Genomic DNA, 26,222 nt, shown 5'->3' with positions numbered 1-26,222 from the left:
TAAATAATTTATTAATATTATATTTATATTCTCTTCCCGATTTTATATAAAATTTAAAGCATGTATCGTGTACGCGGCCAGCCCGGCGAGCATCAGGCCGATAAGCACGAAATCGATGCCATGCAGGGGTATCACGGTAAACTTGATCTTCGAGCCACTGTGGTAGCCCCTTAGCTCGATGATGTGCCCGAGGCTGCCCGCCCTTCCGATGGAGTTCGAGAGCAGCGGCGTGATGGTCGGCCTGATGCTCTTCGAGATGTTCTTTATGCCCCTCACGTTGAAGCCTCTGGCGGCCTGAGCATCCCTTATCTTACGGGCTTCAATCTGCAGCGTCGGTATGAAGCGCAGCGTGATCATGAGCATCAGGGCATAATCCACGGGAAAATAAAGCCTGCTCACGAGCGTGTTCACAAGGTCAGACGGCCTCGTAGTGTTAACGAGCAGCATGAAGGCGAAGAACATTGCGGCAAGCCTTAGCGATATGATAATGCCCAGGGCGAGGCCATCGTAGGTGAACAGCGTAATGCCATTGAAAGCGTAAGCTTCGCCGCTCCTGACGGTTAGCATTGTCAATACCATGAGAAATGCGAACACAAGCGATAGCATCTTAGCCTGTTGCACGACATCCCGTGACATGCCCGATATAAGCAAGCCCGCCAGCGGAAGGGCCAATAAAAATAATAATACATGCGGATCGTTACACAGGATACCGGCCAGAATGACCACTACGCAGAAGACGATCTTCGTCAACGGGTTCAGACGGTGTATGAACGTGTCACGGTCTATATACTGAAATACCTCGCTCAAACCATCGCCTCCAGGAACTCTTCAACAGTCAAGCAAACCCGGCCCACTTCGCTCGAAAGCTCGACTATGGGAGGGGACTTTAAGGATGCGGCGCTCAGCGCTGCCGAGTCCCTGAGCACCTCGGCAGGGCGGCCCTGCCTGAATATCCGGCCGTCCGCTATCACGATGACCCTGTCAGCATAGCGGGCTACCAGGTTCATGTCGTGGGTGGCCATGATGATGCCGACGCCCTCCGCCTTCATCTTCAAGACAACCTCCATGAGCCGGGCGCACTCGTTGTCGTCCAGCCCCGTCGTAGGCTCATCCAAAACTATTAGGCGGGGGCCCATGGCCAGTATAGAAGCGACACAAAGCCTCAGCTTTTCGCCATTCCCCAGGTACCTGGGATACTCATCCTTTTTATGTAAAAGGCCCACCTCTTCAAGAGCCCTGACGCTTCTCCCGGCGCTATCCGGCAGCCCAAGATTCACAGGGCTAAACATGACCTCCTCCATGACAGTATCGGCGAATAGCATGTTGTCCGGGTTCTGGAACAGGAACCCGGCGATTCGAGCTGCCTCTTCCACCTTAAGGCCCTTTACGTCCAGGCCGTTCAACAGTACCATGCCATGGCCGCGGGGCTTAAGAAGCCCTATGAGGTTCTTTAAAAGCGTCGTCTTGCCCGACCCGTTACGGCCCAATACGGCCACTACCTCGCCCGCCCTGACATCAAAAGAGATGCCCCTTAGCACGTCGCGCCCATCATAGCCAAACCATAAATCCTTTACCTCAAGGATGGGCTTCGAGCCTTCGCCATCAGCACTCCTATCGCCCGATGCCGGCTTCAACTTGATGCCCCTGGACTTTAAAAACCGCCTCCCTTCATCCAGGCTAAGGAGCATGTCATCCGCCTTCAATTCCACGGCCAGCCTGGACACGCAAGGGTAAGGCATCGTCTCGTATAGCTCACGGCTCTTAAAGGCTTCCCGCGGGCTGCCGCACGCGACAATCCTCCCGGCGTCGACCACGGCGATGCGGTCAACCTTATCGACGATGTCCTCTATCTTCTGCTCTATTAGAATTATGGTCTTGCCTTCAGCCTTTAATTCCTCCAGGATGGCGTATATTTCGAGAGTGCTTTGGGGGTCTAGCTGAGAAGTAGGCTCGTCAAAAAGAAATATTTCAGGGTCTACGGCGAGCGCAGCCGCTATGGCCACCTTCTGCTTCTCACCGCCTGATATCTCATGGGTCGGCCGCTTAATTAAATGGGCGATGCCGACGCGGGCCAGCGCTTTCTCGATATCCTTCTGGCTGGACGGCAGGCTCCTTGCCTGGAGGCTGAACTTTATCTCATCCTCGACCTGGGGCATGAATAGCTGTGAGTCAGGGTCGTCAAACACCACTCCCATGAAAGAGCCGATCTGGCCGATGCTCAGCCCTGATACGTCCATGCCCTTTAACGTTAGCGTGCCGCTGAACTCACCTCCAATGTCGTGGTGAAGGGCGCCGAACATTGCCCTGCATAGCGTTGTTTTGCCGGCACCTGAACGCCCCGTTATCAACAAAAACTCCCCTTTCTTAATCTCGAGCGAGATGTCTATGAGGGTGGGTTCGGCCTGCGTCGGATACCGATAAGTGAAGTGGCTGAACTTTATCATGGGTCACCGACCAGATGGGTTTTTTAGCTAGCGCATCGCCTTCTTCGCGGGGAAATAGAGGGCCTGCGCTAGTATCATGTTGATGATGGCGCAGCCGATCACGATTGGCAGGGCGGAGAATACGAATACGTCGATGGGCGGCGCTTTAGTCGTATTAAGTATGCCCGGCATGGCGAATATCACCAATGCGGCGACCGTCACGAACGTCAGGCCGCTCGCAAGAGTGGCTATAAGCGAGACCACTCCCGCGCTATACTTATTAAGCGTGGCCGGCATGAGGTATAGCCCTGCGAGCGCTATCAGGACGGATATGGCTCCGAATATTATCATGTTATTCTGGCTTGCCAGGGGGGTATTAGCGACCAGCGCTTTGAGCTCTTTTATAAACATGAGGGCCGTAAACGATATCATGCCCAGCAGGCCGAGGGCGGCAATGACGTACCCTGCGGCATCGTCTTTTCGCCCGCCTGCGCCGCCGTCAGCGGCCGCCTTAACGGTTTCCTTGATCCCGGTGAGCTTGTTTATCAGCGTCAGGCTCGCCAGCGCGACCAGCGCGCCGACCGGCTCGCTTATCAGGTTGGCGGGCGGGAAGAGCGAGTGGCTTATCAGCGCGCATACGATGCCCGCGACGATGCCGATGCCCAGCGCTTCGCCCGCTTTTGGGGCCACCAATATTATTGCCAGGCTATAGAAAGCTATTACTAGGTTGCTCGTGATAGGGCCGGGCGCTATGAGGGACACATACCTCACGATGGCGCCTATGCCGAGCAATATGCCTACAATGACTATATCCTTAGACTTCATGACTTTTCACCAATATCATTGTATATATTTATACATTAAAGTATTGTATTGTACATATATCACCTCATATATAACAATATCGCCTACCCATCAATTGTAAGTATTCGGGAAAGCTAAAGTTGATGCAAGCGTAATGGTATACTATGCGCATCCCGGACGACATCGAGGACCTCGTGCTCGCGTTCATGGAGCCGGAAAAGAAAAAGGAATTGCGGTGGATGACACGCGAGGAGATCGATGCCTTGATCTTGAGCGAGATCGACTGCGCCCTTAAGCCGGGGTACGTTGAAAAGGATTGCGACCCATCGGGGTTTCCGTATAAGGTTACGCCAAAAGGTAAGGAGATACTGCAGATCCTATCGCCTTGTAAGCGAAGTGGGAGATAGGGGTTTTTAAGCAAAGGCCAGGTATAGGAAATAAATGCCTATCATCATGATCAGCGCTCCTGTGACCCGGTCGGCGACGTCGCCTCCCACCCTGGCTATCTCTTTTATCTTTTTGCCTATGGCCCCGCCTATCGAGCTGATAACTATTAGCGGGATGCTCATCCCCACCGCATAGATGAGCATGGTCAACAATCCCTGGAGAGGGGCCTGATATAACGCGATATACGTTAATACGATGATGAGCATGGGGGCGCCACGCCCCACCGTTATGGCGCCAAAAGACAGCCCCAATAAGAATGCGCCCAAAACGGTATAGGAAGAAGGCAGCTTAAAAAAATTAAAAATGATTTTTATCGGAGGCTTATAGACGTGTAGCAGTTGGAGTCCCATTAATATCATCAAGACGCCTCCAAGGGACCATGCAATGGTACTGTTTAAAAATAATATGTATTTGCCGATGAGCCCGGCAATGATGCCGAGCGGCAACAGCACGAGCACCGTGCCGATGGAAAAGGCGACCACCAGCCTGAAGACATTAAGAGGCGACAGCCTCGTCTCTCCGCTGGTTAGATAGCCAATCAATCCCAGGCATAGGACGCTATTGCACGGGCAGATGCCGGCGAGCAGCCCGAAGATGAAAACGCCGGGGATGGAAGGGTCAAAAGTAACCGTCATATGCGTTTTTACTAAAGGGCTGTGACGCTATATACTTTGCCCAATATGGGCTTACCGATAAGCCAGGCCAGCTTTAATGGGGATGCTATTAGTATTATTAAGGGCCAGCCTGAGCCCATTTGCTAACCGGTTTTCATCCCCCATAGCCCAGAAATGAAGCATGAATAAGCGGGGTTCCTCCACCAGCATATGCGAATGGAGAGCCGTCACTTCGATGCCGTTCTCGTTTAGCGCACGTATCACGGGCTGGACCTCGTCCGGCCTTAATAAGAAGTCGCCGGTGGCTGCCACATTTCCATCGCCAAGCGGCTGAAGTTTTATCATGGTGGCCACGTCCATTGAGGGCGGCATTTCCATGCCATCGACGGTTATCCGTTCTGCCCTAGGGATGCTGAACATGTATACGCCATCTTCCAGCGTATATTCGGAGCCCATGGCCCTGTCGAGCTGCCCGACAGCCGGGGCGGGCCGTTCGGGCCGGGGACTCTCGCCAGCCGAAGATATTCGTGCCGTATCGAGCGCTATGCGTACCTTTGTCGCCAGCATGGCGGGGTCTCCACGCCCGCCGATATGAAGGTCATAGAGCCGGGGAGACTCGCCGATGAGCGTGTTGTGGATAGCCGTAATGTCTATGCCTTCGGCGCTGAGCTTAGCCTGTACCGGACCCACCTCTTCAGAGGTTAGCACGATGTCCCCCATCATCATCGCTTCGTCGCCCATGCGCATGAACGAGACCCATGAGTCCGTGGCCATGACGGGCTTTAATCGCACGCCTCCGACAGCTACTGCCACGTCGCCCCTCGTCAGGTCGACCTTGAATACGCCTCCCGGCAGCATTGTCCCGCTTTTACCGATAGCCTTTTCAACCGGCCCCCAATATGAGCCTACGCTATGCTGGCCCGGTTTAGTGGCTTGAGAAAAGCCGAATAAGAGCGATATAAAGGCAATGGCAATTAATGTATATGCTAAATAAGAGAGCTTCAACTGCATTTCATCCCCTCATAAATAAAATTTGGCAATCATTATATAAATTTAAGTATTTTATATATCTAGAAATTGAGATGCGCATATTATGAGGTCGAACGCTATAGAGGGCATGCGATGTAAAGTGTGCGGGCGATTCTTGCCGAAGGAATGTGTAACGGCTACGGTCGGCGGCAAGACTTTAAAGTTCTGCTGCGAGGCCTGTAAAGATAAATTCTTGAAAGAAGAGGCGAGCAGACGGAAATGATACCGATTGGCATGACCATGGCATATTGTGCCCTCATGGAAAATGGCCAGCACTGGATGCCCACTCGGGGCCCCGAGTGGACATCTATATACATGACGATATTCTATATCCTTCTCCTCTTGCTCCTGTTCGGCCTGGTCATTTACGTTTACCTGTGGATATTAAAATTGTGGAAGAGCATGAGCAGCAAGCAATGAGCCAGGGGCTAAGAGATGGACTATGGATAAGCTATTTAAGAAAATATTGGTGGCGACGGACGGGTCGTCATGTAGCAGAAAGGCCGTACACTATGCGGTCAGCCTTGCTAAGCTCGCGGGGGCAGAACTGATGGCCGTTTATGTGGTAGACGTGAAGACGGGTTGTGGCCTGGAGCAATGCATAACGCTTACCACGCCAAAAAAGGAGGCCCTAATGAAATTATACGAGCGAGGAGAGAGCGCCGTTAAATACGTGGAAGACGCTGCCACGAAAGAAGGCGTAAGCGTCGATAAGCGCGTTGTCGAAGGCCACCCGGCCGGGGAGATCATAAGGCTGGCCCGGGAGGAATCGGCTGACCTCATAGTGATGGGCACGCTGGGGCTTACCGGGATTCAAAGATATTTGCTTGGAAGCACCGCCGATAAAGTGATGAGGCATTCACGGGTGCCTGTTTTGACCGTTAGAAAATAGGGGTTGAGATCGTGCCAGTTGATCCCATCTGCGGAATGAGCGTGGAGTTAGATACGCCCTTTAAAAAGGAAGTAGGGGGAAGGACCTATTATTTCTGCTCTGAGCAGTGCCTCAGGACGTTCGAGAACCCGGAGAGAGAATTAAAGAGCATGAAGCGCCGGGTCACCATCGCCCTCTCGGGCGTGCTCCTGATTGGCCTTTTGCGAGTCGTTGCTTTTCTAACCCTGGCGGCAGGCGTGAGCATCATCACCTGGGCGCCAATACCCCAGCTTCCATGGTTCACCTGGGGCTACTGGCTGTTCATTTTGACTACTCCCGTTCAGTTCATCGGCGGCTGGAGCTTTTATAAGGGGGCTTTCGAGGCGCTTAAGGGCGGAACAACCAACATGGACGTGCTCATATCCATGGGGACGCTTACCGCGTACATATTCAGCGTGGTGGTCTTGTTTTTCCCGGGCTTGCTCCCCGTTCCCAAGACGGACGTATACTTCGAGGTCTCAGCGGTCATCATCGCTTTCGTCCTGCTCGGCAAGTTCATGGAGGACTACATGAAGGCCAGCACTTCGGCAGCAGTGAGGAAGCTCATGGACCTGAGGCCGAGCATGGCGAGGGTCATCCGCGACGGCAAGGAGATGGACATACCGGTGGAAAACGTGATGGTTGGCGAAACCCTGGTCGTAAGGCCTGGAGATAAGATTCCGACGGACGGCGTAGTCATTGCGGGGGAGTCGTCAGTGGACGAGAAGCTGGTCACCGGCGAGAGCATGCCCGTGGAAAAGAAGCCTGGCGGCGAGGTCATAGGGGCGACCATCAACAAGACAGGCATGCTGAAGGTCCGGGCGACCAGGGTGGGCTCTGACACCATGCTCATGCAGATCGTCAAGATGGTGGAGGAGGCGCAGGCGTCGAGCGCCCCTATCCAGCGTATAGCGGACCGGGTGAGCGCATATTTCGTGCCCGCCGTCATAGCCGTGGCGATATTGACGCTCCTGGGCTGGCTGCTCATCATGAGGAACATTACCATGGCAATCCTCTCGTTCGTGGCCGTCTTGATAATCTCCTGCCCGTGCGCCCTTGGCATCGCTACTCCAACCGCGCTGATGGTGGGAGTGGGCAAAGGGGCGGAAGCAGGCATCCTGATAAGGGGCGGCGAGTACCTAGAGAGGGCGCAGGCGCTCAACACCGTGGTCTTCGATAAGACGGGAACGCTTACTAAAGGAGAGCCGTCTGTGACGGACATCGTGGGCGAAAATAAGGAAGAAATTTTGAGGCTTGCGGCGATAGCCGAGAAAGGCTCAGAGCACCCGCTGGGCGAGGCCATCGTTAGGGCCGCGAGGGATAAAGGCATATTACTAAAAGACCCCGAAAAATTCGAGGCCGTGCCGGGGCAAGGCATCAGCGTGACTATAGAGGGTAAAGACGTATTAGTCGGTAATAGGAGATTAATGCAGGCTAACGGCATAGATATAGGAGGCTTTGAAGATTCCCTCCGCTCTCTTGAGGAGGAGGGGAAAACCGCCATGCTTGTCGCCGTAAATAAGAAAGCGGCGGGCGCTATAGCGGTGGCCGACACGCTGAAGGAGAGCTCCGCCGAGGCCGTCACGGAGCTTAAAAAGCTAGGCATCGAGACGATCATGTTGACCGGCGATAACGAGAGGACGGCGAAGGCCATTGCGCGGCAGGTAGGCATTGACCGCGTGATCGCTAACGTGCTGCCCGGCGAGAAGGAAAACGTGATAAAAAAATTGCGGGCAGAGGGCAAGGTGGTGGCCATGGTGGGCGATGGCATCAACGACGCCCCTGCGCTGGCCGCTTCGGACATCGGCATAGCGGTGGGGAGCGGCTCCGACGTGGCCAAGGAGACAGGCGGTATAGTGCTAATAAGGGACGACCTGAGGGACGTGGTGGCGGGGATCATGCTGAGCCGGGCCACGATGAGGAAAATAAAGCAGAACATGTTCTGGGCATTATTCTATAACGTTCTGGCAATACCGGTGGCCGCCGTCGGCCTCCTGAACCCGATCATAGCGGCGGCCGCCATGGCCATCAGCTCGCTGACAGTCGTGACTAACTCGGCGCTATTGAAGAGATATAAGATTAGAAGGGCCGATTAAGGCTATTTTATAGCGTCGAGCAAGTATAGAGCCAGGCGAGCAGGAACCCCGCGAAGGGTCCTCCGAATAGGGCTATTCTAGTTGTTCATTTCAGTGTCGCTAGCATGGTCATACCCTTGGCGTAAGCCAGTTATATGCCAATCCGAAAGCGTAGGCGAATATGAAGCTAATGATCGCCGCTTATATCATTCCCCCGATTATCCCTAGCGGGGTGAGGTTGAAGAACATGTGCCACTCCTCCATCATTCGGACCGCTCCCATGTAGATGCCAAGGTTTCCCAGTATGCCCAGCAAGAGCATGACCACGGCGGCAATGATGGCGGCCGCGATGCCCAAAGCAGCTGCATTTAATTTCACTTCTGCCATCTTTTCATCCCCCTAATGAACAATGTTCGGGCGGGGCTTGAATTTTATCCCGACGTTTCATGTTTCGGCCTGTTTTAAGCCCATTCAGCGAAGCCATACACGCTTCCATGGCTTTGAAGAGCTATATGGACACGGGCCCCCATTGCTTAGGAAGCTTATAAAACAGCTATTCTATATGGCCTGACCGCATTATCCGCAGGTCAGATTTTTTATGATACTATTACTATAATCGAATGGTGATAATATGGTGAAGGACCCGGTTTGTAACATGGAAGTGGACCCGAAGAGCCCCGGCGCAAAGGAAACGTACCAGGGCAAGACGTATTATTTCTGCTGCGAATCATGCAAAGCTACGTTCGATAAAACCCCGGATAAGTACGCTGGTAAGGCTTAACGTTCACATAAAGTGGAGCTCCTAGTTTTGCTCTTTTTTACGACGCTTGTTATAAAATGCCGTTAATACCGTTATTCGAGGTAAAAATTGCCCTCATTTATATGACTTTATGGGTCCAAAGTTCGGCTGGTCATATATAAAATTGCAGAACATGGGGGGATAAAAATGCAAGTGCTGAAACAAGAGAAATACCAAAGCTGCATTGAGGCGTGCTTTGATTGTGCAGAGTCGTGCGAGGCATGCGCTACAGATTGTTTAAGAGACCCGAACGTGAAAATGCTGTCGAAGTGTATCCAGCTGCTCAGGGACTGCTCGGACATCTGCGCGGCGTCGGCCCGATACATGTCCAGGGACAGCGAGTACGCCAGGAACATATGCAGGGTGTGCGCAGACGTATGCGACGCGTGCGCGGCCGAATGCGACAAACACAAGAGCCTTGGGCACTGCAGGATAACCGCCAGCTCCTGTAGAAGCTGTGCCGAGGAGTGCAGGAAGATGATGAGGTGACAAGGCTAATAAAACGGACATGTCAATGCGGCGTTACAACACTATTAGATTTTTTTAATCTTTTTTGCGTTTAAAGATTTAACGATGTGCGTTTAATATGAAATAATGGGTATGCCATTCATTTCTATCAAGTCTAAAGCCGTTATATTATTAGTGTTAGTGGCGACAGTCCCTATCATTGTGGGCGGAGTGAGCTCTGCCTATTATTGGGGCATAGTAGAAAAGCACATCCGGGACGATTATTTAGCCTACGCGAAGGCTTTATCGGCGCTCACCGTTAGCTATATAGACGATTCAAAAATATACCTCAAAAGCCAGGCTGGCAGCCATTCTGCTATTTATTCGGTCGCAGATAAAAACTTGCCTGTATTGAATTATACGTTAAAGAACATTCAAAATACCGGACAATTCAGCAACGTATACGCTACTGATACCTCGGGCATGGTCATTTCCAGCTATCCGTATTCCATGCTGGCCGGGCTGGACGAGATGGATAAGCCTTATGTCTATGGCCCCATCACGGACACGAAAGCCTATGTTAGCCAGCCAATGCTAAGCGAATATACGAAAAATCATACCATATACATGGGCGTGCCCATACAGGACGAATCTGGCAGAGTGCTTGGCGTGCTCGTAGGATCGCTGGACCTGCATAATTATTCATTTTTTACGAGCGAATGGCTGGCAGACACCGGGAAATACACGTATCTGGTCGATAGCTCTGGCATTGTAATAGCACGCTATGGCGGGCAAAACAACATGATGGGGAAGAATATATCCAATTATCCAGGGGTTCGAGAAGTCTCGGGCGGTGAAGAAGGCGTCTATGAGGCGTACAATCCGGCCGTAAACGAAACACAGGTTGTCGCGTTCTCCCCGGTTAAGAGTTATGGCATGGGCGTATTGATCGCCATTCCTACAAATATGGCATATTACCCGATACAGAGTGCCATCACTACTATGATCACCTTCTTGATTATCCTGATGTTAGCCGCTTTTACGATTGCCACAATAGTAGGGCGGTATCTGGTAAAACCCATCATTAATATGTCTAAGGCGATGAAAGAAATGCCATCCGGCGATTATCTTAGATACCTGCCAGTAGAGAGGCAGGATGAAATCGGGGACCTGGCCCGTTCATTCGATAGCATGGCAAAGACGATACGGGCGGACCAGGAGAAGATCATGTCGGCGAGGGACGCGGCGGAAGAAGAGAAGAATAAGACCGAATTTTACCTGGATTTGATGGGCCACGACATCAATAACCTGAACCAGGTCGTCTTAGGCAGCCTCGAATTGATAAAGGACGATAAGAATTTAACCGGCCTGCAACGGCGATTCATCGAAAGGGCCATAAATGCTGCCAGTGGCAGCGCTGCCATCATCAATAACGTACGGAGCGTCAAGAGGATATCGAGCGAAGAGCTGTCCCTCACGCCTATCAACCTCGACGAGCTTATTAGAGCATGCATAGGGGAGGCGCCGAGGCCTCCCGATAAAAAGGTCACTATTCGTTACACGCCAAAGGTAGGCATGATAATAAAGGGCACCCCCCTGGCGAAAGAGATCTTTTGTAACCTCATCAATAATTCCATCAAATATTCGGGGAAAGAGGTTGATATCGACATTTCTGCTGATGAGGTGACCGTTAATGGTAAAAAGCATTATCAAATCGCCATATCGGATAATGGTTATGGTATACCCGATGATTTGAAGGTTAAGCTTTTCAGAAGGTTCCAGCGAGGCGCGCTCAAAGGCGATGGCAAAGGCCTGGGGCTCTACATCGTGAAAACGCTGACAGAGAGGCTCGGGGGCACGGTAAGAGTCGTGGACCATGTCTCTGGAGACCATACGAAAGGGGCAAAGTTCATAGTGCTATTACCGGCGGCCCAATGATACGAAGGCCCGGTAATTGCCGAATTGTCCGCTTTAGCCTTTACGGTGGTAAATTTTTTTTACGCTCATAAATCGTAATTATATTGTTTAATGTTTATATAGACAAATATTAAAATTTTTATGGTGATTTAATGGATAAGTTCGACAGGACAGTGAAGGAACTCAAGAGACTCGAACCACAGGACAAGGCAAGGAAAGTTCAGAGGTACCTGGTTAAATGTCAATGTCCTTCATGCCCTTCATACACTGATTGCGCTAAAAGCGATAATGAAGGGATATTCTGCCTGATGGGTAACAGCTTCCGCTGTATAAATGAGATCAAGGGTTGTAACTGTCCGGCATGCCCGGTGGAAAGCGAACTTTCAATGAAAGATGACATGTACTGTATGAAGGGCTCCGAGTTCGAGAACAGGTACTTCAACAACTTGAGGTAAAAAGATAACCCATTTCTCATTATTTTACCGAATTAACAGTAAAAATGGGTCAATGTCATTGGCCAGTATAATGATGTTTAGGTGGGCTATTCTCGTCTATCGCATTGCCCGTTTGCCAACCATTATATAGTTAACAATAGTTAATTACCATTATTATGATGCAGAACGCTGAAACGCTTAAGGAGCTCACGGATTACGACCTGAAAAGGTACGCTCGCCAGATGATGATCAAAGGATTCGGGGAAGAGGGACAGAAAAAGCTTAAAAATACGAGGGTATTCGTGGCGGGCGTCGGCGGCCTGGGCTGCCCGGCATCCATTTACCTCGCGGTGGCCGGGTTCGGCCACATCACCATCGCCGACATGGACGTGGTCGACTTCAGCAACCTGAACCGCCAGATACTCCACTGGGACAAGGACGTGGGCGAGGCTAAAGTAAAAAGCGGCTACGACAAGCTATCGCAGATTAACCCTTCCATAGAGATAGAAAGATTCCATGGTAAGATCGATGAGAACAGCGTCTATGATATCACGAAAGGCTACGATATTATCATCGATGCCATGGATAATTTTCCAACGAGGTATCTATTGAATAGGGCGGCCCTGAAGCATAGGATACCTTTTATTCATGCATCCGTGTGGGGCCTGGAAGGAAGGCTATGCACTATTATTCCGGGTGAGACGCCGTGCCTGGAATGCATATTCCCTCATGCGCCTCCCAGGGAGGTGTTCCCCATACTTGGCGCCACGCCAGGCGTGCTGGGGACGCTACAGGTGACCGAGGCCGTCAAGGTGGTGCTCGGCATAGGCAAGCCGGTTACCAACAGGCTTCTCCTCTATGACGGCGAGTACATGGAGTTCCACGAGATAGAAGTTAAGAAGAATCCCGATTGCCCCGCCTGCGGCGGCAAATAGCATTCATACTGGAGGTACATAATGAAATTAAAGGTGAAGCTGTTCGCGAACTTTCGTGAAGTTGCTAAGAACAAGGAAGTGGAAGTGAACGTAAAGGGTAGCACCGTGAGGGACGTCGTGTCGGCCCTGGTGCACGATTATCCGAAGCTGGAGCCGTTGATGTTAACGGGCCAGGATATCAAGCCATACGTGAATATCCTGCTCAACGGTAAAAGCGTGAGAGACCAGGGCGGCCTGGAGTCCAGGGTTAAGGAAGGCGACGATATCGCCGTGTTCCCGCCCGTATCGGGCGGATAATCCTTTATATATTTTTGCCTTATCGTTACGTTTATACATTTTATTAACTATTGTTTAATGAGCATTCTATATATACATAATGTTAATTTAGCAATCCTTAACACGCCATCGATACTCGTCAGGCTATCCGTATATTCATCAAAAATTATTTATTGCCTAATGGATAACTATCGGTATCCTGGTGATATCACGATACGGGAAAAGGCCGATGGAGTCCTTATAGACCGATCTTTTATTTTAATCCTGGGCCTCGCGGGCTTTATCTCGGCGGCGGATAACTGGATCGTATCGCCCGTCTTGCCGGCCATCGCCGCCGGATTCGGCGTTTCGGTCGCGTTGGCCGGTTCTATCCTGACCGCATACATGGTGCCGTATGGGCTCATGCAGCCAGTCTATGGCTTTCTCAGCGACCGCCTGAGCAAAGCGAAAGTCCTTCGGTGGATCGTCGGCGGGCTTGCGCTGGGCTCGTGCGCCTGCGCCTTCGCCAAATCCGTATGGTCACTCTTGCTCTGCCGGGCGGTCACCGGCTTTTTCGCCGCGGGCATCATTTCCGTATCGCTGGCGCTGATCGGCGACAGCGTCCCTCCGCCTGACCGCCCCGCTTCCGTCGGAAGGTTCATGGGTATGGTCTTTCTGGGACAGGGCCTGAGCGTAGGGTTCGGCGGTTTCCTCGCTAATTTCGTCAGCTGGAGGTCCGCTTTCCTGTTCTTTAGCGTTGCAGCCCTGTGCGCGCTCGTCCTTTTACGGAGATTGCCTGCGGAAAAGATCGGGAGCGATAGTCGCCGCTTTTTACCGGAGGTCCGGCGCGTCGTGTCGACCCCGAAAGGCAAAGTGATATTTCCCGCCGCGCTGGCCACAGGTTTTCTCCTCATCGGACTGTACAGTTTCCTCGGTTCATTCTTGAACCAGGTGACCGGGCTCGACTATCTCCGGGTGGGTCTGGTGGTGATGTTCTATGGATTCGCCTGCGCCTTCGCCGGGTCACAGGTCGGCGGCGTGGTGGCGCGATTGGGCCATCAGCGGACCATCCTTGCCGGTGGATGCTTCGCCCTGTTCGCCGCCCTGCTTCTCGTGGCCTTTCCCTCATGGCAGGCCGGGCTGCTCGCCAGCATAGCCCTGGGCTTGAGTTATATCTTCATCCAGTCGCCCCTTGCAACGATCGCCTTCGACGTGGCGCCCGACGCCAAAGGGCTCCCGTCCGCGCTGATCGGCCTCGGCCTCTTTGGCGGCGGAGGTGCTGGGGCAGCCTTTTGCGGCTGGCTACTGTCCTCAGGCGGCTATGCGGCCATCTGGCTGGCCATGGCCGCGGGCATTACGGCGTTCATCATCATCGTGACCCTCCTCGGCCCATCGAAGCTTTCAGCTTGAGGCGCCGGGGTCGTGTCGGCAGAAGAGTCTCTGGTCTCGTGAGCGCGTCTTCCATCCTCGAGCAGGCCTATATCCGGACTCGTCTTCGACATAGACTGGTACGTCCATGAAAGGAAATGAGAGGAGGCCGGTCACGGAAGCAATGCGGCTGGAATTACAGGTAACGGCTGCTTGTTCACTTCTTGAATAATGCTCGCCGTAGTTAACTACATGGCATAAAGAACAGAGGATAACGGTATTATCCTCCTACCACCCCCGCTGCATCCTTGTTCAGCCCGTACAGGCTCTGGCGCGCGTCCTTGAAATAGAAGCGCTCCTGGAGGATATTCTCGTCCCGCAGGCGCTTCAGCGCATAGCGAACGGTCCTCGGCGGGAGATACGTTTTTTTGATAATGTCCTTCTGGGTAAGCAGGCCGCTGGATTCCAGCACCTTATACACCAGCTTTGCCGAAGGCGGCAAGCGTTCGATCTTCGGTACGTCTATATTGTTAGAGGCAAAAACGATCCCTCATGGAATTTTCACCACCTCTAAGATGCACTTAACAATAGTTAAATCTTTCGCAATGGGCATTATGCGGGAACATGGGTTAAACGTCATTTATTTATACCCATAATTAACAATAGTTATATTGTTAACGATTTTTTCGTTAACTATGATGGTGATGGCATGGAAGTGAGCGTAAAGAAGAAGGCGGAGCTGATCGAGGCGGGAGGCGTCGTCATCGATAGCTCTTTCAGGCCGTACGTGACCAGGGCTACAGCGGGCCCGGGCGCTGGCCTGGAGTCGATATTCGTGAATATTGACGGGCACCGGGTGAGGCTTGGCGTGCGCCAGGCGTCGAGGTTCAAGGCGTCCCTGGACGGCGACGATGTCACAATATACGATGATGCGGAAAAGGTGTTCGTGCGTGGCAAGCTGGAAGAGGCGATATCGCACTGCCCCAGGCAGGCCTACATTACCGTTAGCGAGCGCTGCGTGTTCGACTGCAAGTTCTGCCCGGTTCCCAGGCTGCAGGGCAAGGTTAAGTCCACTGAGGAAGTGCTAGAGCTGGTCCGGAACGGACTGAAGAACCCGGACCTGGCCTCGATATCCCTGACATCAGGAGTATGGAAAACCCCGGAAGAAGAGGTAGAGAGGGTCGCAGGGCTCGTCCGCGAAATATACGACCTGGTGAAGCCACGGAATATACCAATCGGAGTATCCGTGTATCCTACCGACGATTCGAGCGAGGCCTTGAAGGATGCAGGGGCTTTGGAGATCAAGTATAATGTAGAGTCGGTGGACCCCGGGATATTCAAGAAGGTTTGCCCCGACCTGTCGCAGGATTACATCGTTAAGTCGCTGGGGCACGCCGTGTCGGTATTCGGGCGCAACCACGTATTCACCAACGTTTTGATAGGCCTGGGCGAGACCGACGATACGGTAATAAAGGGCATAGAGATGCTGGCGAGCATGGGCGTCATTCCGATATTGAGAAAGGTGAGCCCCCACCCGCTCCGCAAGGACGACGTATACATAGAAAATGTGAGCGCGGGGCGTTTATTGAAATTGGCATCCGAGGAGCGCCGCATACTTGCTAAATACGGGCTCGACGTGACGCAAGCCCGGACCGGCTGCCTGCTGTGCACTGGCTGCGACGTATCGCCGGTACGCGACATCTAATTCTTTTATTTAAGTGATTCATTCCGGTAGAATTTGCTGTATTATTTATGGATATATACATAAGGCACCCTTTTTTCAAAGACGGTGAATGCATGGTAAAGGTCTCATTAGAATGCAGCAAGTGTAACCGGCAGGCGTGCTGGAGCAACGCGCCCAATAGCGGGCCGATGTTCTGCCCTACGAAGACTCAAAAAGAGACGATCGATGAAGTGTTACGTTTATACAAGGAGGACCCGGAAATACGGAAGATGGCGATCGCCGCCGCGCGGACCGAGGGGAGGAGCTATAAGAAATTGGGGATAGCGACGTGTATCGGCCTTATCGCCGAGTCCAGGACCCTTACGAAGATACTGGAGGTAAAGGGCTTTGAGGCCATATCGGTGTGCTGTAAATGCGGCGCCATACCCAGGGAGGAGATCGGTCTCCTGGACAGCGAGAAAGCGATACCTGGCACGTTCGAGCCTATCTGTAATCCCGTGGCGCAGGCGAGGCTCCTTGATGCCGGGGGAAGCAAGTTCATGTCGTGGATTAAAACAAAACCCGAGCTCGTGCACGAGGCTGTGAGCAATCCAGAGCGTTTAAAGCTCACGGAGCCGATACCATTGGCCTGATCTGGTCATAGTAGGTTTTCAGCTCCTCCAGGGTCCAGGCCATGTGCTCTTCTATGTATTCCTGAGGCTCTGCGGGCCGCTCCATTCGCATGAGCTCCCCGATGACCTTTAATTTTTGGCTAATTATCCCATCGCACATAATAGTACAAATTAATTAATACTCTAAATGGCTTTAGATTTAGGCAAAAAAGCGATAAATCGGGCTAATTATTCTAAATGGGAAAATTATCACGAGTAATAAACAATCCGACTTTTATTTGGGATTGCCTATATCTCACATTTTTTGGTATATCAGATGATAAGGATTGGTGGCACATTACATAAGATTTCACGACAGGAAGCTATTATTGAGCCAGGAAAAGGGAGGAAAATGCATGATGGTAGCTAATAATATCACTGAGCTGGTGGGCCGGACACCAATGGTAAAGATCAATAAGCTCATAGGGCCGGGCGCCGCCAAAGTCTATGCCAAGCTGGAGTTTTTAAACCCCGGCGGGAGCATCAAGGATCGGGTAGGCCTCTCTATGATCGAAGCGGCGGAGAAAAAGGGCTTGATCAAGCCGGGATATACGATAGTCGAGCCGACCTCCGGCAACACGGGCGTGGGGCTGGCCATGGTGTCGGCTGTTAAGGGATACCAGGTCATTTTTACGATACCCGACAAGATGAGCAAGGAAAAGATCGATATTTTAAAGGCATTCGGCGCAAAGGTGATCGTAACCCCGACGGCTGTGTCCCCGGACGACCCCGCCAACAACGTTCAGATGGCCAAGAGGATATCAAAGGAGATGCCAAACGCGTTCAACCCGAATCAGTATTTCAATCCCTCTAACCCTGAGGCCCATTACCGGACGACCGGGCCTGAGATATGGGAGCAGATGGGCGGAAAGGTCGATGCCCTCGTAGCCGGGATGGGCACGGGCGGCACCATTACCGGGACCGCGCGGTACTTGAAAGAAAAGAACCCGAGCATCAAGGTCGTAGGCGTGGACCCCGAAGGCTCATATTCCATCACGAGTTCTACGGCACCAAGGGCGAGATACATACCTATAAGGTCGAAGGGATAGGCGAGGATTTCATGCCGTCCTCCCTGGACTTGAAGCTGGTCGACGAGGTGATCGTCGTGAGCGATAAGGATGCATTTTTGACGGCCAGGAAGCTGGCCAGGGAAGAAGGCATCTTCGCAGGCGGGTCCTCCGGGGCGGCCGTCTTCGCGGCGAAGCAGGTGGCTGAGCGGCTCGGTCCTGACAGGACGATCGTCGTTATCCTGCCGGACACGGGAAGGAACTACCTCAACCGCATCTACTCCGACGAGTGGATGATCGAGAACGGCTACCTGGAGAGCGAGGAAGAGCAGATCCCTGTCAGGGACATCATCTCCGCCAAGCCCCGGCGGGTCCATAGCCTGATGGCGGCGAGGCCTGAAGACCGCTTGTATGAGGCGTTAGCCGTGATGCAGGAAAACGGCATCTCGCAGCTGCCGGTAGTAGAGGGCGGGGTACAGGTCGGCAGCATCCGTGAGCTGACGATAATGAATAAGCTGGCGAGACATGAAGCATCCTTGGGGCAAAAGGTCCGCGAGGTATTGGACGACCCGCTGCCTTCCGTGAACGTGAAGGACAGTATCCTCAACCCGTTCACCCTGCTGAAGGATAAGAACGCCGCTGTGGTGGTGGATAACGGCCGGGTGGTGGACATCATTACCAGCACGGATGTGATCAACTATTTTGTCAAAGAAAAGTTACCAGGGCAGAAAGTGATGGCATGAAATTCGCGACGAAGGCAATACATGTAGGAGAAGAGCCGAACTTCAAGGAAGGCGGGAGCGGGGACGTCGTCGTCCCGATACACCTCTCCTCCACATTCGCCAGAAAAGACGTTGACAAGCCGACCGGAGGCTACGAATATTCCAGGTCCGGGAACCCGACGAGGGACGCGCTGGAAAAAAGGCTCGCTGCCCTGGAGAACGCCAAATATGGCCTCGCGTTCAGTTCCGGGCTGGGCGCCGAGACGACGCTATTGCTATCGCTGTTAAAAAAAGGCGACCACATCATAGGATTCGACGACCTCTACGGTGGCACGAAGCGGCTCTTTCAGCGGACGATGGCCGGCTTCGGCCTGGAGTTCACCTTTGTGGACGCCAGCCATACGGCGAACGTAGAGGATGCCATACGCGAAAACACAAGATTGATCTGGCTCGAAAGCCCGACCAACCCGCTGATGAAGCTGTGCGACATCCGGGAAATATCAAAAATCGCTAAAAGACATGGTATCCTCACGGTCGTGGATAATACTTTCATGAGCCCCTTTTTCCAGAATCCTCTAGGCCTGGGAGCGGACATAGTGCTTCACAGCACTACGAAATACATCAGCGGCCACAGCGACGTGGTCGGCGGGGCCATCATGCTCTCCGACGAGGATATTTACCGGAAGATCAAGTTCAACCAGAACGCTATAGGGACAGTACCATCGCCCTTCGACTGCTATCTAACCCTTCGCGGGATTAAGACCCTCGCGCTTAGGATGGAGAGGCATGACCAAAACGGGCGTAGGGTCGCCGAATACCTTGAATCCCACCCCAAAGTCAAGAAGGTAAATTATCCGGGATTGAAAAGCTTCCCTCAGCACGAATTGGCAAAGAGGCAGATGACAGGATTTGGCGGGATGCTTTCCTTTGAGCTCGATGCGGACCTGGCGCAGACGAAGCGGGTCCTGGAACGATTCCGCATCTATGCGCTGGCCGAGAGCCTGGGCGGTGTCGAGTCGCTGGTCGAGCACCCGGCACTGATGACCCACGCGAGCATCCCAAGGGAAGACCGGGAAAAGATAGGAATCACCGATAGCCTCGTCCGGCTATCCACCGGGATCGAGGACATCGATGACCTCATCGGCGACCTGGATTACGCCCTTGGCGCAATCTAAAGCCATATTTATTTTCATTGGGCAGATAGGTATTTTGTATATGCAACTTCTGCGGCCTTCTTTCCCGATAGCAACATTGCCCCGAAGGTCGGGCCCATTCGAGGAAGCCCGTACAACGTGGAGACTGCCATGCCCGACACGATGAGGCCTGGATATGCCTCCCCAGTGTATTCGACGACGGCGTCTTCAGACTTTTCAACCCACATAGCGCCAAAGCCTTTGGCCTTTATCAGGCCGCGGGATTCGAGCTTTTTAACAACGCAGGCGTCGTGGCCTGTTGCATCGATCACGACTTTCGACTCAATCGCTATCGGATCCACGCATGTGATTTCCCTTGGAAGCGAGGAAACGGGCGTCCAGTTGACGACGACACCGCTCACCCTCATGTCACGCAGGACCACGTCATCCAGCGTGGTCATGTTAAGTATCATGGCCCCGGCCTCGCAGGCGCTTGCGATGAGCTTTGAGCACGCGTGCGGGCCCTCGGTTACATAGAGCCCGCTAGCGAATTCTTTGTATGGAATGTTAAGCTCGTCAAGGACCTTCTGGCCTGGCGCCCTTACCGTGATCTTATTCATTAAAAAGCCGCCTATCCAGAAACCGCCTCCAAGATAGTTGTTCCTTTCGATAATGAGAACTTTGGCCCCTTTTTTCGCAAGTTCTCTTCCGGCCATCAAGCCGCTGGGGCCGCCCCCTATAATGATCACGTCGCTTTCCAGATATTTGTTAAAATCTTCGGAGAAACCGCTCACTATCGTCCTGGTTATCGTATTTTCCGATGCCGATGAAAATATGCTTGCCATCCTTAATCATGCTCCATAAAATTAACAATTGTTATATGCGGTTGGTCTATTTATCATTTTTGCATCTTAAAGCGTTACCTCTTTTGCGTTCTCAACCTCGAGCGCAACGAGCTCATCGAAGTCAAACTGCTCCCTCTCCATCCTGATGACCTCTTCCCGGCGCCCGTGGATGGAGGGGTGCTTCGGCACTGCCCTGCATCCTGCCGCCTTTTGTATCGAGATGTCAAACAAGCCGATCCTCTTTGAGATCCCGACGATTTCCTCCTTGTCGAGGCCGATGAGCGGATGATAGACCGGAAAGTCCACGTCGTAGGCCTCGGCGAGCATGTTGTCCGAGGTCTGCGAGGCCACCTGGCCTAGCGAAGACCCAGTCACGATGCCATGAGCCCCCTCTTTCTCCGCGATGGCGCGCGACACCTTATACATCAGGTGCTTGCAGAACACGCAAGTGTACTTTTGGTTACCCTTTTCCAGAAAAGCCTGCAGGTTCCTGCCATGTGGCATGATGTAAGCCTTCATCTCGTGGCCCGGGCACCATTCCTTTAGCTTTTTAAGCGTATTCAAGGCCCGCTCCATCGTGGTATCGTCGAAATAGGGGGCGTTATGGAAGAACACGGGCACTATCTCGCAGCCCCGCTTCATCATGAGCCAGGCGGCGACGGGCGAGTCGATGCCGCCTGAAACCATGGCGACCATTTTACCCTGAGAGCCCAGCGGCATGCCGCCCACCCCTGGCACAATGTCGGTGAACACGTAGGCGCCCGAATCTCTCAGCTCAACGTGGATCCGATGCTTCGCGTTCCTGAGATCGACGTGCGGCTTTCTCTCCCTTATCGCCTCTAACACCGCGTCCCCGCAGATACGCCCTATCTCCATCGGCGTGAGCTTTTGGTAGCTGGCGTTCCTGGGCACTATGGCAAAGGACTCGCCGTCCTTCACGATGTTCCTCGCCACGTCCGCGGCAAACTTCGCGGCCTCCTCGACCGTCGATCCGGCGGATATCGCCGGGCTGCACGACACCACGCCGAACACCTTGCTCAGTAATTGTATGGCGCCCTCGTCTTTCGTCTTCACGTATATGCGGCCGCGCTCCCTGGCAATATCCTCAAAATCGATGCCATTCGCCGCCAGCATTGCGCGTATATTCTTCACCAGTAAATTTTCGTACTTTCTCCTTATCGGCTCGCTCTTAATGCCTATTTCCCCATACCGTACGATTATCAGGTCAAAATCCATCTCTGCTCACCTATTTAATGCCTCGTTCAGGCTGCCGCTCCTGAACCCCTGTAAGTCCAGAGTGACGTATATGAACCCTATTTTTTTCAGGCCCTCGACGACCTCCTCTCTGTGTTTTACCAGCAGCCCTATGTCGCCGGCCGGCACTTCTATGCGGGCGACGTCGCCGTGATATCGTACCCTCACCTGCCTGACGCCAAGGCTATTGACGAGCTTCTCAGACTCGTATACCTGCTTGAGCCGTTCGGGCGTAAGCTTCGTGCCATATGGAAACCTCGAGGCCAGGCATGCCTGCGACGGCAGGTCCCAGTTCGGCAGCCCGAATGCTTTCGCAGCTTCCCTGACCTCGGCCTTGCGTAGCCCCGCCTCTCGCAGCGGGCTCCTTATGCCCAGCTCTGCCAAAGCCCGCATGCCGGGCCTATAGTCGCCCTCGTCGTCGGCGTTTGCGCCGTCAGCGATGTAAGCGATGCCCATCTCATCTTTCAGATGGGCCAGCATGCTGAACCTGAGCTTTTTACACAGGTAGCAGCGATCTGGCGTGTTGGCCGCGTACTCCGGGTCTTCCATCTCACTCGTGCCTATAACGATGTGCCTGACGCCTATGAGATGGGCTAAGCCTTTCGCCCTCTCCAGGTCTTCGGGCTTGAGCGTATCTGAAGATGCCGTGACTGCCACTACGTTCTCCCTTCCCAGGGCCTCGGCTGCGCATTTCAATAAAAGCGTGGAGTCAACGCCTCCAGAAAAGGCAACCATGACGCTGCCCATCTGGCACAACGTCTTCATAAGCACGTGAAGTCTATGCTCAAGTATCGAATTCATAAAAAGTCACTTAAAAAGCAGGGAGAGAGATTCGAACTCTCCTGTACCGGTCTGCAGCCGGTTGCATAGCCACTCTGCCATCCCTGCAGGCTTAACAATAGTTAATCCACCCGATAATATTTATACTCTCGCATTCCGGCATACAATCCGAAGATATTTGTCGTGCTAAATAACAATTGTTAAATATATGACAATAGTTAACCAATAAGGCATTTATGGCTCCACATGATATTGCTGTCATTTTCCTGGATATTGTCATAATGTTAAGCATAGCTCTCTCCTTCGGCCATCTGATGCGAAGGCTTCATATCCCATCTATCGTAGGAGAGCTCATCGGCGGCATCGTCATAGGGCCGACGGTCCTGGGCAGGTTAAGCCCGAATGCCTACGATTGGCTATTCCCGAACGTAGGGCCAGCCTACATGGGAATAGACGTTCTCACCCAGATATGCGTGCTCTTCTTCCTGTTCTTCGTGGGGCTTGAGGTTGACATAGGCATGATCAAAAAGCGATTATACAATATAGCATGGACGAGCTTAATGGGGATAGCTCTACCTTTCGTACTCGGTTTCAGCCTGGTCATCCTGTCCCCTCAACTTTGGGGAGGGCATGCCCAGAGCATGCTAAAGCTGCTCGCCTTATTCATTGGCACCGCTTTCTCCATCTCCGCCCTTCCTGTCATAGCCCGCATGCTAAAGGATATGGGCCTGTTGAAGACCGATACTGGCATGATCGTGATGGGCGTCGCGACGATTAACGACCTCGTCGGCTGGTCGCTTTTCACCTTAGTTTTAAATGAATTCGCATATAGGGACGTGCCTGGCCTGTCCCCTTACACGTCCTTCATCGTCGTGCTTTTGACCTTAATGTTCTTGCTTATGGCCGGCCGTGTCCTCGCACAGAAAGCCCTACAATGGCTTAAGCCATGCTCCGCCTGCTACATGGGCCTTGCCATGGTTTTCATGCTGTTGGCGGTCGTAATAGTCGAGCTTATGGGCATACATGCGGCCTTTGGAGCGTTCATGGCGGGCGCGGCTTTCTCGCGAGGCAGCGATAAGCGCATTGAGGCTAATGATATGCTTAGCAGGCTTGTCATGTGCTTCTTCGCCCCTATCTATTTCGTCTCCATAGGCTTGCGGGCGGATTTTTTCAAATCCTTCGACCTCCTACTGGCGGCTGCGACCCTCCTCATGGCGTGCGCCGGCAAGGTCATTGGCGCGACGCTGGGCGCAAAGATTAGCGGGCTCCCCTCCAGGCAGGCCGCCGCCATCGGAATCGCCCTGAACTCGAGGGGCGCTATGGAGATGGTCCTGGCCAGGGTCGCGAGGGATGCTGGCCTCATCGATGACCGCATTTTCGTCGCCCTCATCATAATGGCGGTCATCACCTCGATTATAAGTGGCCCTATGATAAAACGGCTGGCCACAGCAGAGTAGAGGAACGCCTGCGTTTACACATGAAACTCCTGAAGACTTCACAACGTTAATTATATATACAAATAACAATTGTTCATTATAATTAGAACGTGATAACATGAAGCCTCCGTGCGAATTGATAGTGTGGTACGTCATACCGACCATCAGGGCCGAGCTTGCTAAGGAGATGATCAAGCTGGGCCTGTCCCAGAAAGTCGTCTCCGAAAAGCTGGGGATCACTCAGTCTGCCGTGTCGCAGTACGTCAAGGATAAGCGCGGCAGGGGCATACCGGTGAACAAGCAAGTAAGAAAGGCCATTAAAAGCCTCGCAAAGGAGATCGCGGAGGGCAGCACGTCAAGGGACGTCATACCGGGCATCTGCGCGGTCTGCGCCATCGTGAAGCAGACTGGGTCCCTGTGTGACCTGCACCGGCAGGAAGATAATACGAACCTGGAGGGCTGCGACCTCTGCATGAGTAATTATAATAGTTAGGCTTTTTATTGTATATTTTGCCTTAATATGCTTAATTTAATCGTTGAGCCCGGATACGTTTCATGGCTTCGGTACCAGATCCATCGCAGCCTGTCCGATAGGAGCCTCATCAATAGGTTCAGCCATCTCTTCGGCTAATTTATTTTCTTCTAGACCCTTCATATTGATATAACCAGCATGCATATTTTTAATACAACCATATGCTTTATATAGTATTAACGCCTTTACACAATTGTTAACATTATAAACAATCGTTAACGATGGCCTGCCGCGATAAGCGAGGCACAAAAACCTCAAACTTTGCTTGAAAGCCTAAAATTGCCACTAGCACAGGATATAAATAAAAAATTTAACAATTGTTAATCACCAAGTAGTGATATGAATGGCTAATATACGTGTTCAAAGGACGTTCGATGCATTATTCGCCCTCGAGGACGTGAGGGAAATATTCAGGCAGTCACTGCCCAGCGGGCTTACTCCAGAGCAAGAACAAAAAGTAAGGGAATCGCTTGCGAAGGTCAGGGAATACATCGGCGAGATTGAGGCCGGTGGCGCAAATACTGGCACATGCCCGCCAAAGACCCGGATAGGGAGCCTGGAAATCAGAACAAGAGAAGAGGAATACATAAATATTCACCCGATCCAGGTCGCGGGCAGGCTGACGCCCGAGGCAAGAAAAGCGATCATCGCGTATGGAGACGGCTACTCGACCTGCGACTACTGCCGCAAGCCCTTCAGGCTAGACAGGATCACCAGGCCCGGCATCGAGGACTTCCACGCCGAGCTGGCCAGATTCCTGAACGCTGACCAGGCGAGGGTCACACCCGGAGCCAGGAGGGCGTTCCAGGCCGTCGTATCCGCCCTGGTAGAGAAGGGCGACTCAGTCATCGTGTCTTCGCTCGCCCACTACACCGAGTTCCTTGCAGTCGAGCAGGCCGGCGCCATCGTCAAAGAGGTGCCAAAGAACGAGAAAAACATCGTCACGGCGGACGCCACGGCCGAGAAGGTCGAGGAGGTCAAGCGTGAGACCGGCAAGCTGCCCGCTCTCATAATGATCGACCACTTCGACTACATGTTCGGCAACGAGCACGACGTCTATGGCATAGCTAAAGTGGCGAAGCAGTACGGCATACCGTTCCTGTATAATGGAGCGTACACGGTGGGTATCGCCCCCGTGGACGCTAAGAAGATCGGCGCCGACTTCGTCGTGGGCTCCGGCCATAAGAGCATGGCATCGGTCGCCCCGTCAGGAGTGCTGGGCGTCTCGAATGAGTATGCACCGAAGGTGCTCCGCACCACGCAGATGGTGGGCGACGTAACAAAGAGAAAGTTCGGCATCAAGGAAGTCGAGAACCTCGGCTGCACGCTAATGGGCGGCACGCTACTCTCCATGATGGCGTCGTTCCCGACAGTCAAGGAGAGGGTAAAGCGCTGGGACGAAGAGGTCAGGAAGTCCAACTACTTCCTTGAGCAGTTCCAGCGCGTCGAGGGAAGCAAAGTACTGTCGGAGTGGCCGAGAAAGCACACGCTCACGAAGGTCGACACCACAGGCAGCTACGATACCGTGGCCAGGACGCATAAGCGCCGCGGCTTCTACTTCAGCGAAGAGCTGGCTGAGAGGGGCATCGTCGGCGAGTTCGCAGGGGCCACCAAGACGTGGAAGCTTAACACGTACGGCCTCTCCTGGGAGAAAATAAAGTACCTTAGCGAGGCGTTCCTCGATATAGCGAGGAAGCATGGCTTGAACGTTAATTGAGGTGA

Annotated in this window: 30 protein-coding genes, 1 tRNA gene and 1 pseudogene; 20 read left to right on the top strand and 12 right to left on the bottom strand. The window is 52.9% G+C overall.

Annotation, left to right across the window (positions count from 1 at the left end; all coding sequences use genetic code 11):
• Nucleotides 1-42 precede the first annotated feature (42 nt).
• The 3 genes and pseudogenes from MTC_RS08105 to MTC_RS13820 all read right to left on the bottom strand — a co-directional run.
• Entirely contained in the window at nucleotides 43-807 is a 765-nt protein-coding gene (locus tag MTC_RS08105) for an energy-coupling factor transporter transmembrane component T family protein (RefSeq protein WP_014406209.1), read from the bottom strand.
• Complete coding sequence (locus MTC_RS08100; RefSeq protein ID WP_014406208.1) at nucleotides 804-2,444, bottom strand: ABC transporter ATP-binding protein; 1,641 nt, start codon at nucleotides 2,442-2,444, stop codon at nucleotides 804-806. The genes MTC_RS08105 and MTC_RS08100 overlap by 4 nt, the downstream gene beginning before the upstream one ends.
• A 539-nt stretch (nucleotides 2,445-2,983) precedes the next feature.
• Nucleotides 2,984-3,248: pseudogene (locus MTC_RS13820) on the bottom strand (hypothetical protein); the annotation flags it as partial.
• A 143-nt stretch (nucleotides 3,249-3,391) separates the two neighbouring features.
• Between MTC_RS13820 and MTC_RS08090 the strand changes: the two are divergent.
• Entirely contained in the window at nucleotides 3,392-3,634 is a 243-nt protein-coding gene (locus MTC_RS08090; protein WP_014406206.1) for a hypothetical protein, read from the top strand.
• A 6-nt stretch (nucleotides 3,635-3,640) separates the two neighbouring features.
• Here the strand turns inward: MTC_RS08090 and MTC_RS08085 are convergent, their stop codons facing one another.
• Together MTC_RS08085 and MTC_RS08080 are read right to left on the bottom strand one after the other, a co-directional pair.
• The gene (locus tag MTC_RS08085; protein ID WP_014406205.1) at nucleotides 3,641-4,309 is read right to left on the bottom strand and encodes a cytochrome c biogenesis CcdA family protein; all 669 of its coding nucleotides are present in this window, start codon (nucleotides 4,307-4,309) and stop codon (nucleotides 3,641-3,643) included.
• A gap of 51 nt (nucleotides 4,310-4,360) precedes the next feature.
• The gene (locus tag MTC_RS08080) at nucleotides 4,361-5,299 is read right to left on the bottom strand and encodes a DUF1259 domain-containing protein (RefSeq protein ID WP_014406204.1); all 939 of its coding nucleotides are present in this window, start codon (nucleotides 5,297-5,299) and stop codon (nucleotides 4,361-4,363) included.
• 82 nt (nucleotides 5,300-5,381) lie between these two features.
• Here MTC_RS08080 and MTC_RS13360 point away from each other — a divergent pair, with 82 nt between their 5' ends.
• The 4 genes from MTC_RS13360 to MTC_RS08065 are packed head-to-tail and all read left to right on the top strand — an operon-like array spanning nucleotide 5,382 to nucleotide 8,323.
• The gene (locus tag MTC_RS13360) at nucleotides 5,382-5,540 is read left to right on the top strand and encodes an eL24 family ribosomal protein (protein ID WP_158308506.1); all 159 of its coding nucleotides are present in this window, start codon (nucleotides 5,382-5,384) and stop codon (nucleotides 5,538-5,540) included.
• Nucleotides 5,537-5,737, top strand: a complete 201-nt coding sequence (locus MTC_RS08075) for a hypothetical protein (protein WP_014406203.1) — start codon at nucleotides 5,537-5,539, stop codon at nucleotides 5,735-5,737. Before MTC_RS13360 ends, MTC_RS08075 begins: the two co-directional genes overlap by 4 nt.
• Nucleotides 5,738-5,759: 22 nt before the next feature.
• A complete protein-coding gene (locus MTC_RS08070) occupies nucleotides 5,760-6,209 on the top strand; it encodes a universal stress protein (RefSeq protein ID WP_014406202.1) in 450 nt (149 codons plus the stop codon).
• Between the two features lie 11 nt (nucleotides 6,210-6,220).
• Complete coding sequence (locus MTC_RS08065) at nucleotides 6,221-8,323, top strand: heavy metal translocating P-type ATPase (protein WP_014406201.1); 2,103 nt, start codon at nucleotides 6,221-6,223, stop codon at nucleotides 8,321-8,323.
• A gap of 180 nt (nucleotides 8,324-8,503) precedes the next feature.
• Here the strand turns inward: MTC_RS08065 and MTC_RS08060 are convergent, their stop codons facing one another.
• On the bottom strand, nucleotides 8,504-8,689 hold the full coding sequence (locus MTC_RS08060; RefSeq protein WP_014406200.1) for a hypothetical protein: 186 nt from the start codon (nucleotides 8,687-8,689) through the stop codon (nucleotides 8,504-8,506).
• A gap of 244 nt (nucleotides 8,690-8,933) precedes the next feature.
• On the opposite strand from MTC_RS08060, the gene MTC_RS12865 reads away from it, so the two are divergent.
• From MTC_RS12865 to MTC_RS08030, 7 genes are all read left to right on the top strand, one after another.
• Nucleotides 8,934-9,083, top strand: a complete 150-nt coding sequence (locus tag MTC_RS12865) for a YHS domain-containing protein (protein ID WP_014406199.1) — start codon at nucleotides 8,934-8,936, stop codon at nucleotides 9,081-9,083.
• Between the two features lie 165 nt (nucleotides 9,084-9,248).
• Nucleotides 9,249-9,590 carry a four-helix bundle copper-binding protein gene (locus tag MTC_RS08055; RefSeq protein WP_014406198.1) on the top strand — a complete coding sequence of 114 codons (342 nt, stop codon included), beginning with the start codon at nucleotides 9,249-9,251 and terminating at the stop codon, nucleotides 9,588-9,590.
• Nucleotides 9,591-9,701: 111 nt separating this feature from the next.
• Nucleotides 9,702-11,486, top strand: a complete 1,785-nt coding sequence (locus MTC_RS08050; RefSeq protein WP_014406197.1) for a sensor histidine kinase — start codon at nucleotides 9,702-9,704, stop codon at nucleotides 11,484-11,486.
• 131 nt (nucleotides 11,487-11,617) lie between these two features.
• Complete coding sequence (locus MTC_RS08045) at nucleotides 11,618-11,920, top strand: DUF2769 domain-containing protein (protein ID WP_014406196.1); 303 nt, start codon at nucleotides 11,618-11,620, stop codon at nucleotides 11,918-11,920.
• Between the two features lie 155 nt (nucleotides 11,921-12,075).
• Nucleotides 12,076-12,834 (top strand): HesA/MoeB/ThiF family protein, encoded by a 759-nt coding sequence (locus MTC_RS08040; protein ID WP_014406195.1) that lies wholly within the window; start codon nucleotides 12,076-12,078, stop codon nucleotides 12,832-12,834.
• A gap of 21 nt (nucleotides 12,835-12,855) precedes the next feature.
• Nucleotides 12,856-13,131, top strand: coding sequence for a ubiquitin-like small modifier protein 1 (locus tag MTC_RS08035; protein ID WP_014406194.1), 276 nt, complete (start codon nucleotides 12,856-12,858; stop codon nucleotides 13,129-13,131).
• A gap of 57 nt (nucleotides 13,132-13,188) precedes the next feature.
• Nucleotides 13,189-14,499 (top strand): MFS transporter, encoded by a 1,311-nt coding sequence (locus MTC_RS08030; RefSeq protein WP_014406193.1) that lies wholly within the window; start codon nucleotides 13,189-13,191, stop codon nucleotides 14,497-14,499.
• Between the two features lie 238 nt (nucleotides 14,500-14,737).
• Here MTC_RS08030 and MTC_RS08025 read toward each other — a convergent pair whose 3' ends face one another.
• A complete protein-coding gene (locus MTC_RS08025) occupies nucleotides 14,738-14,959 on the bottom strand; it encodes a winged helix-turn-helix domain-containing protein (RefSeq protein ID WP_014406192.1) in 222 nt (73 codons plus the stop codon).
• A 207-nt stretch (nucleotides 14,960-15,166) separates the two neighbouring features.
• Here MTC_RS08025 and MTC_RS08020 point away from each other — a divergent pair, with 207 nt between their 5' ends.
• Both MTC_RS08020 and MTC_RS08015 read left to right on the top strand, forming a co-directional pair.
• Nucleotides 15,167-16,162: a radical SAM protein gene (locus MTC_RS08020; RefSeq protein WP_014406191.1), complete on the top strand. Its 996-nt coding sequence runs from the start codon at nucleotides 15,167-15,169 to the stop codon at nucleotides 16,160-16,162.
• A gap of 92 nt (nucleotides 16,163-16,254) precedes the next feature.
• Entirely contained in the window at nucleotides 16,255-16,773 is a 519-nt protein-coding gene (locus MTC_RS08015; RefSeq protein WP_158308505.1) for a DUF1847 domain-containing protein, read from the top strand.
• Here the strand turns inward: MTC_RS08015 and MTC_RS13355 are convergent.
• Complete coding sequence (locus MTC_RS13355) at nucleotides 16,748-16,912, bottom strand: hypothetical protein (protein WP_014406189.1); 165 nt, start codon at nucleotides 16,910-16,912, stop codon at nucleotides 16,748-16,750. The genes MTC_RS08015 and MTC_RS13355 overlap by 26 nt on opposite strands.
• A gap of 235 nt (nucleotides 16,913-17,147) precedes the next feature.
• On the opposite strand from MTC_RS13355, the gene MTC_RS13535 reads away from it, so the two are divergent.
• The 3 genes from MTC_RS13535 to MTC_RS08005 are packed head-to-tail and all read left to right on the top strand — an operon-like array spanning nucleotide 17,148 to nucleotide 19,695.
• Nucleotides 17,148-17,840 carry a PLP-dependent cysteine synthase family protein gene (locus MTC_RS13535; protein ID WP_052322801.1) on the top strand — a complete coding sequence of 231 codons (693 nt, stop codon included), beginning with the start codon at nucleotides 17,148-17,150 and terminating at the stop codon, nucleotides 17,838-17,840.
• An 11-nt stretch (nucleotides 17,841-17,851) separates the two neighbouring features.
• Nucleotides 17,852-18,541 carry a pyridoxal-phosphate dependent enzyme gene (locus MTC_RS13750; RefSeq protein ID WP_052322800.1) on the top strand — a complete coding sequence of 230 codons (690 nt, stop codon included), beginning with the start codon at nucleotides 17,852-17,854 and terminating at the stop codon, nucleotides 18,539-18,541.
• Nucleotides 18,538-19,695: a trans-sulfuration enzyme family protein gene (locus tag MTC_RS08005; protein ID WP_014406188.1), complete on the top strand. Its 1,158-nt coding sequence runs from the start codon at nucleotides 18,538-18,540 to the stop codon at nucleotides 19,693-19,695. Before MTC_RS13750 ends, MTC_RS08005 begins: the two co-directional genes overlap by 4 nt.
• Before the next feature lie 14 nt (nucleotides 19,696-19,709).
• On the opposite strand, the gene MTC_RS08000 is transcribed toward MTC_RS08005, so the two are convergent.
• The 4 genes from MTC_RS08000 to MTC_RS07985 all read right to left on the bottom strand — a co-directional run bounded on the left by MTC_RS08000 (nucleotide 19,710) and on the right by MTC_RS07985 (nucleotide 22,640).
• Nucleotides 19,710-20,498 (bottom strand): sulfide-dependent adenosine diphosphate thiazole synthase, encoded by a 789-nt coding sequence (locus MTC_RS08000; protein ID WP_014406187.1) that lies wholly within the window; start codon nucleotides 20,496-20,498, stop codon nucleotides 19,710-19,712.
• Between the two features lie 66 nt (nucleotides 20,499-20,564).
• Nucleotides 20,565-21,734, bottom strand: a complete 1,170-nt coding sequence (gene thiI / locus MTC_RS07995) for a tRNA uracil 4-sulfurtransferase ThiI (RefSeq protein ID WP_014406186.1) — start codon at nucleotides 21,732-21,734, stop codon at nucleotides 20,565-20,567.
• A 6-nt stretch (nucleotides 21,735-21,740) separates the two neighbouring features.
• On the bottom strand, nucleotides 21,741-22,517 hold the full coding sequence (gene larE, locus MTC_RS07990; RefSeq protein WP_014406185.1) for an ATP-dependent sacrificial sulfur transferase LarE: 777 nt from the start codon (nucleotides 22,515-22,517) through the stop codon (nucleotides 21,741-21,743).
• Nucleotides 22,518-22,569: 52 nt separating this feature from the next.
• Nucleotides 22,570-22,640: transfer RNA gene (locus MTC_RS07985), tRNA-Cys, on the bottom strand.
• A gap of 128 nt (nucleotides 22,641-22,768) precedes the next feature.
• On the opposite strand from MTC_RS07985, the gene MTC_RS07980 reads away from it, so the two are divergent.
• The 3 genes from MTC_RS07980 (at nucleotide 22,769) to pscS (ending at nucleotide 26,217) form a co-directional block, all read left to right on the top strand.
• On the top strand, nucleotides 22,769-23,989 hold the full coding sequence (locus tag MTC_RS07980; protein ID WP_014406184.1) for a cation:proton antiporter: 1,221 nt from the start codon (nucleotides 22,769-22,771) through the stop codon (nucleotides 23,987-23,989).
• A 97-nt stretch (nucleotides 23,990-24,086) separates the two neighbouring features.
• Nucleotides 24,087-24,461: a transcriptional regulator gene (locus MTC_RS07975; RefSeq protein ID WP_014406183.1), complete on the top strand. Its 375-nt coding sequence runs from the start codon at nucleotides 24,087-24,089 to the stop codon at nucleotides 24,459-24,461.
• A gap of 382 nt (nucleotides 24,462-24,843) precedes the next feature.
• Nucleotides 24,844-26,217, top strand: a complete 1,374-nt coding sequence (gene pscS / locus MTC_RS07970) for an O-phospho-L-seryl-tRNA:Cys-tRNA synthase (protein ID WP_014406182.1) — start codon at nucleotides 24,844-24,846, stop codon at nucleotides 26,215-26,217.
• Nucleotides 26,218-26,222 lie beyond the last annotated feature (5 nt).

Source organism: Methanocella conradii HZ254 (assembly GCF_000251105.1).
GTDB classification, from domain to species: domain Archaea; phylum Halobacteriota; class Methanocellia; order Methanocellales; family Methanocellaceae; genus Methanocella; species Methanocella conradii.
This window is presented reverse-complemented; position numbering and strand designations above follow the sequence as displayed.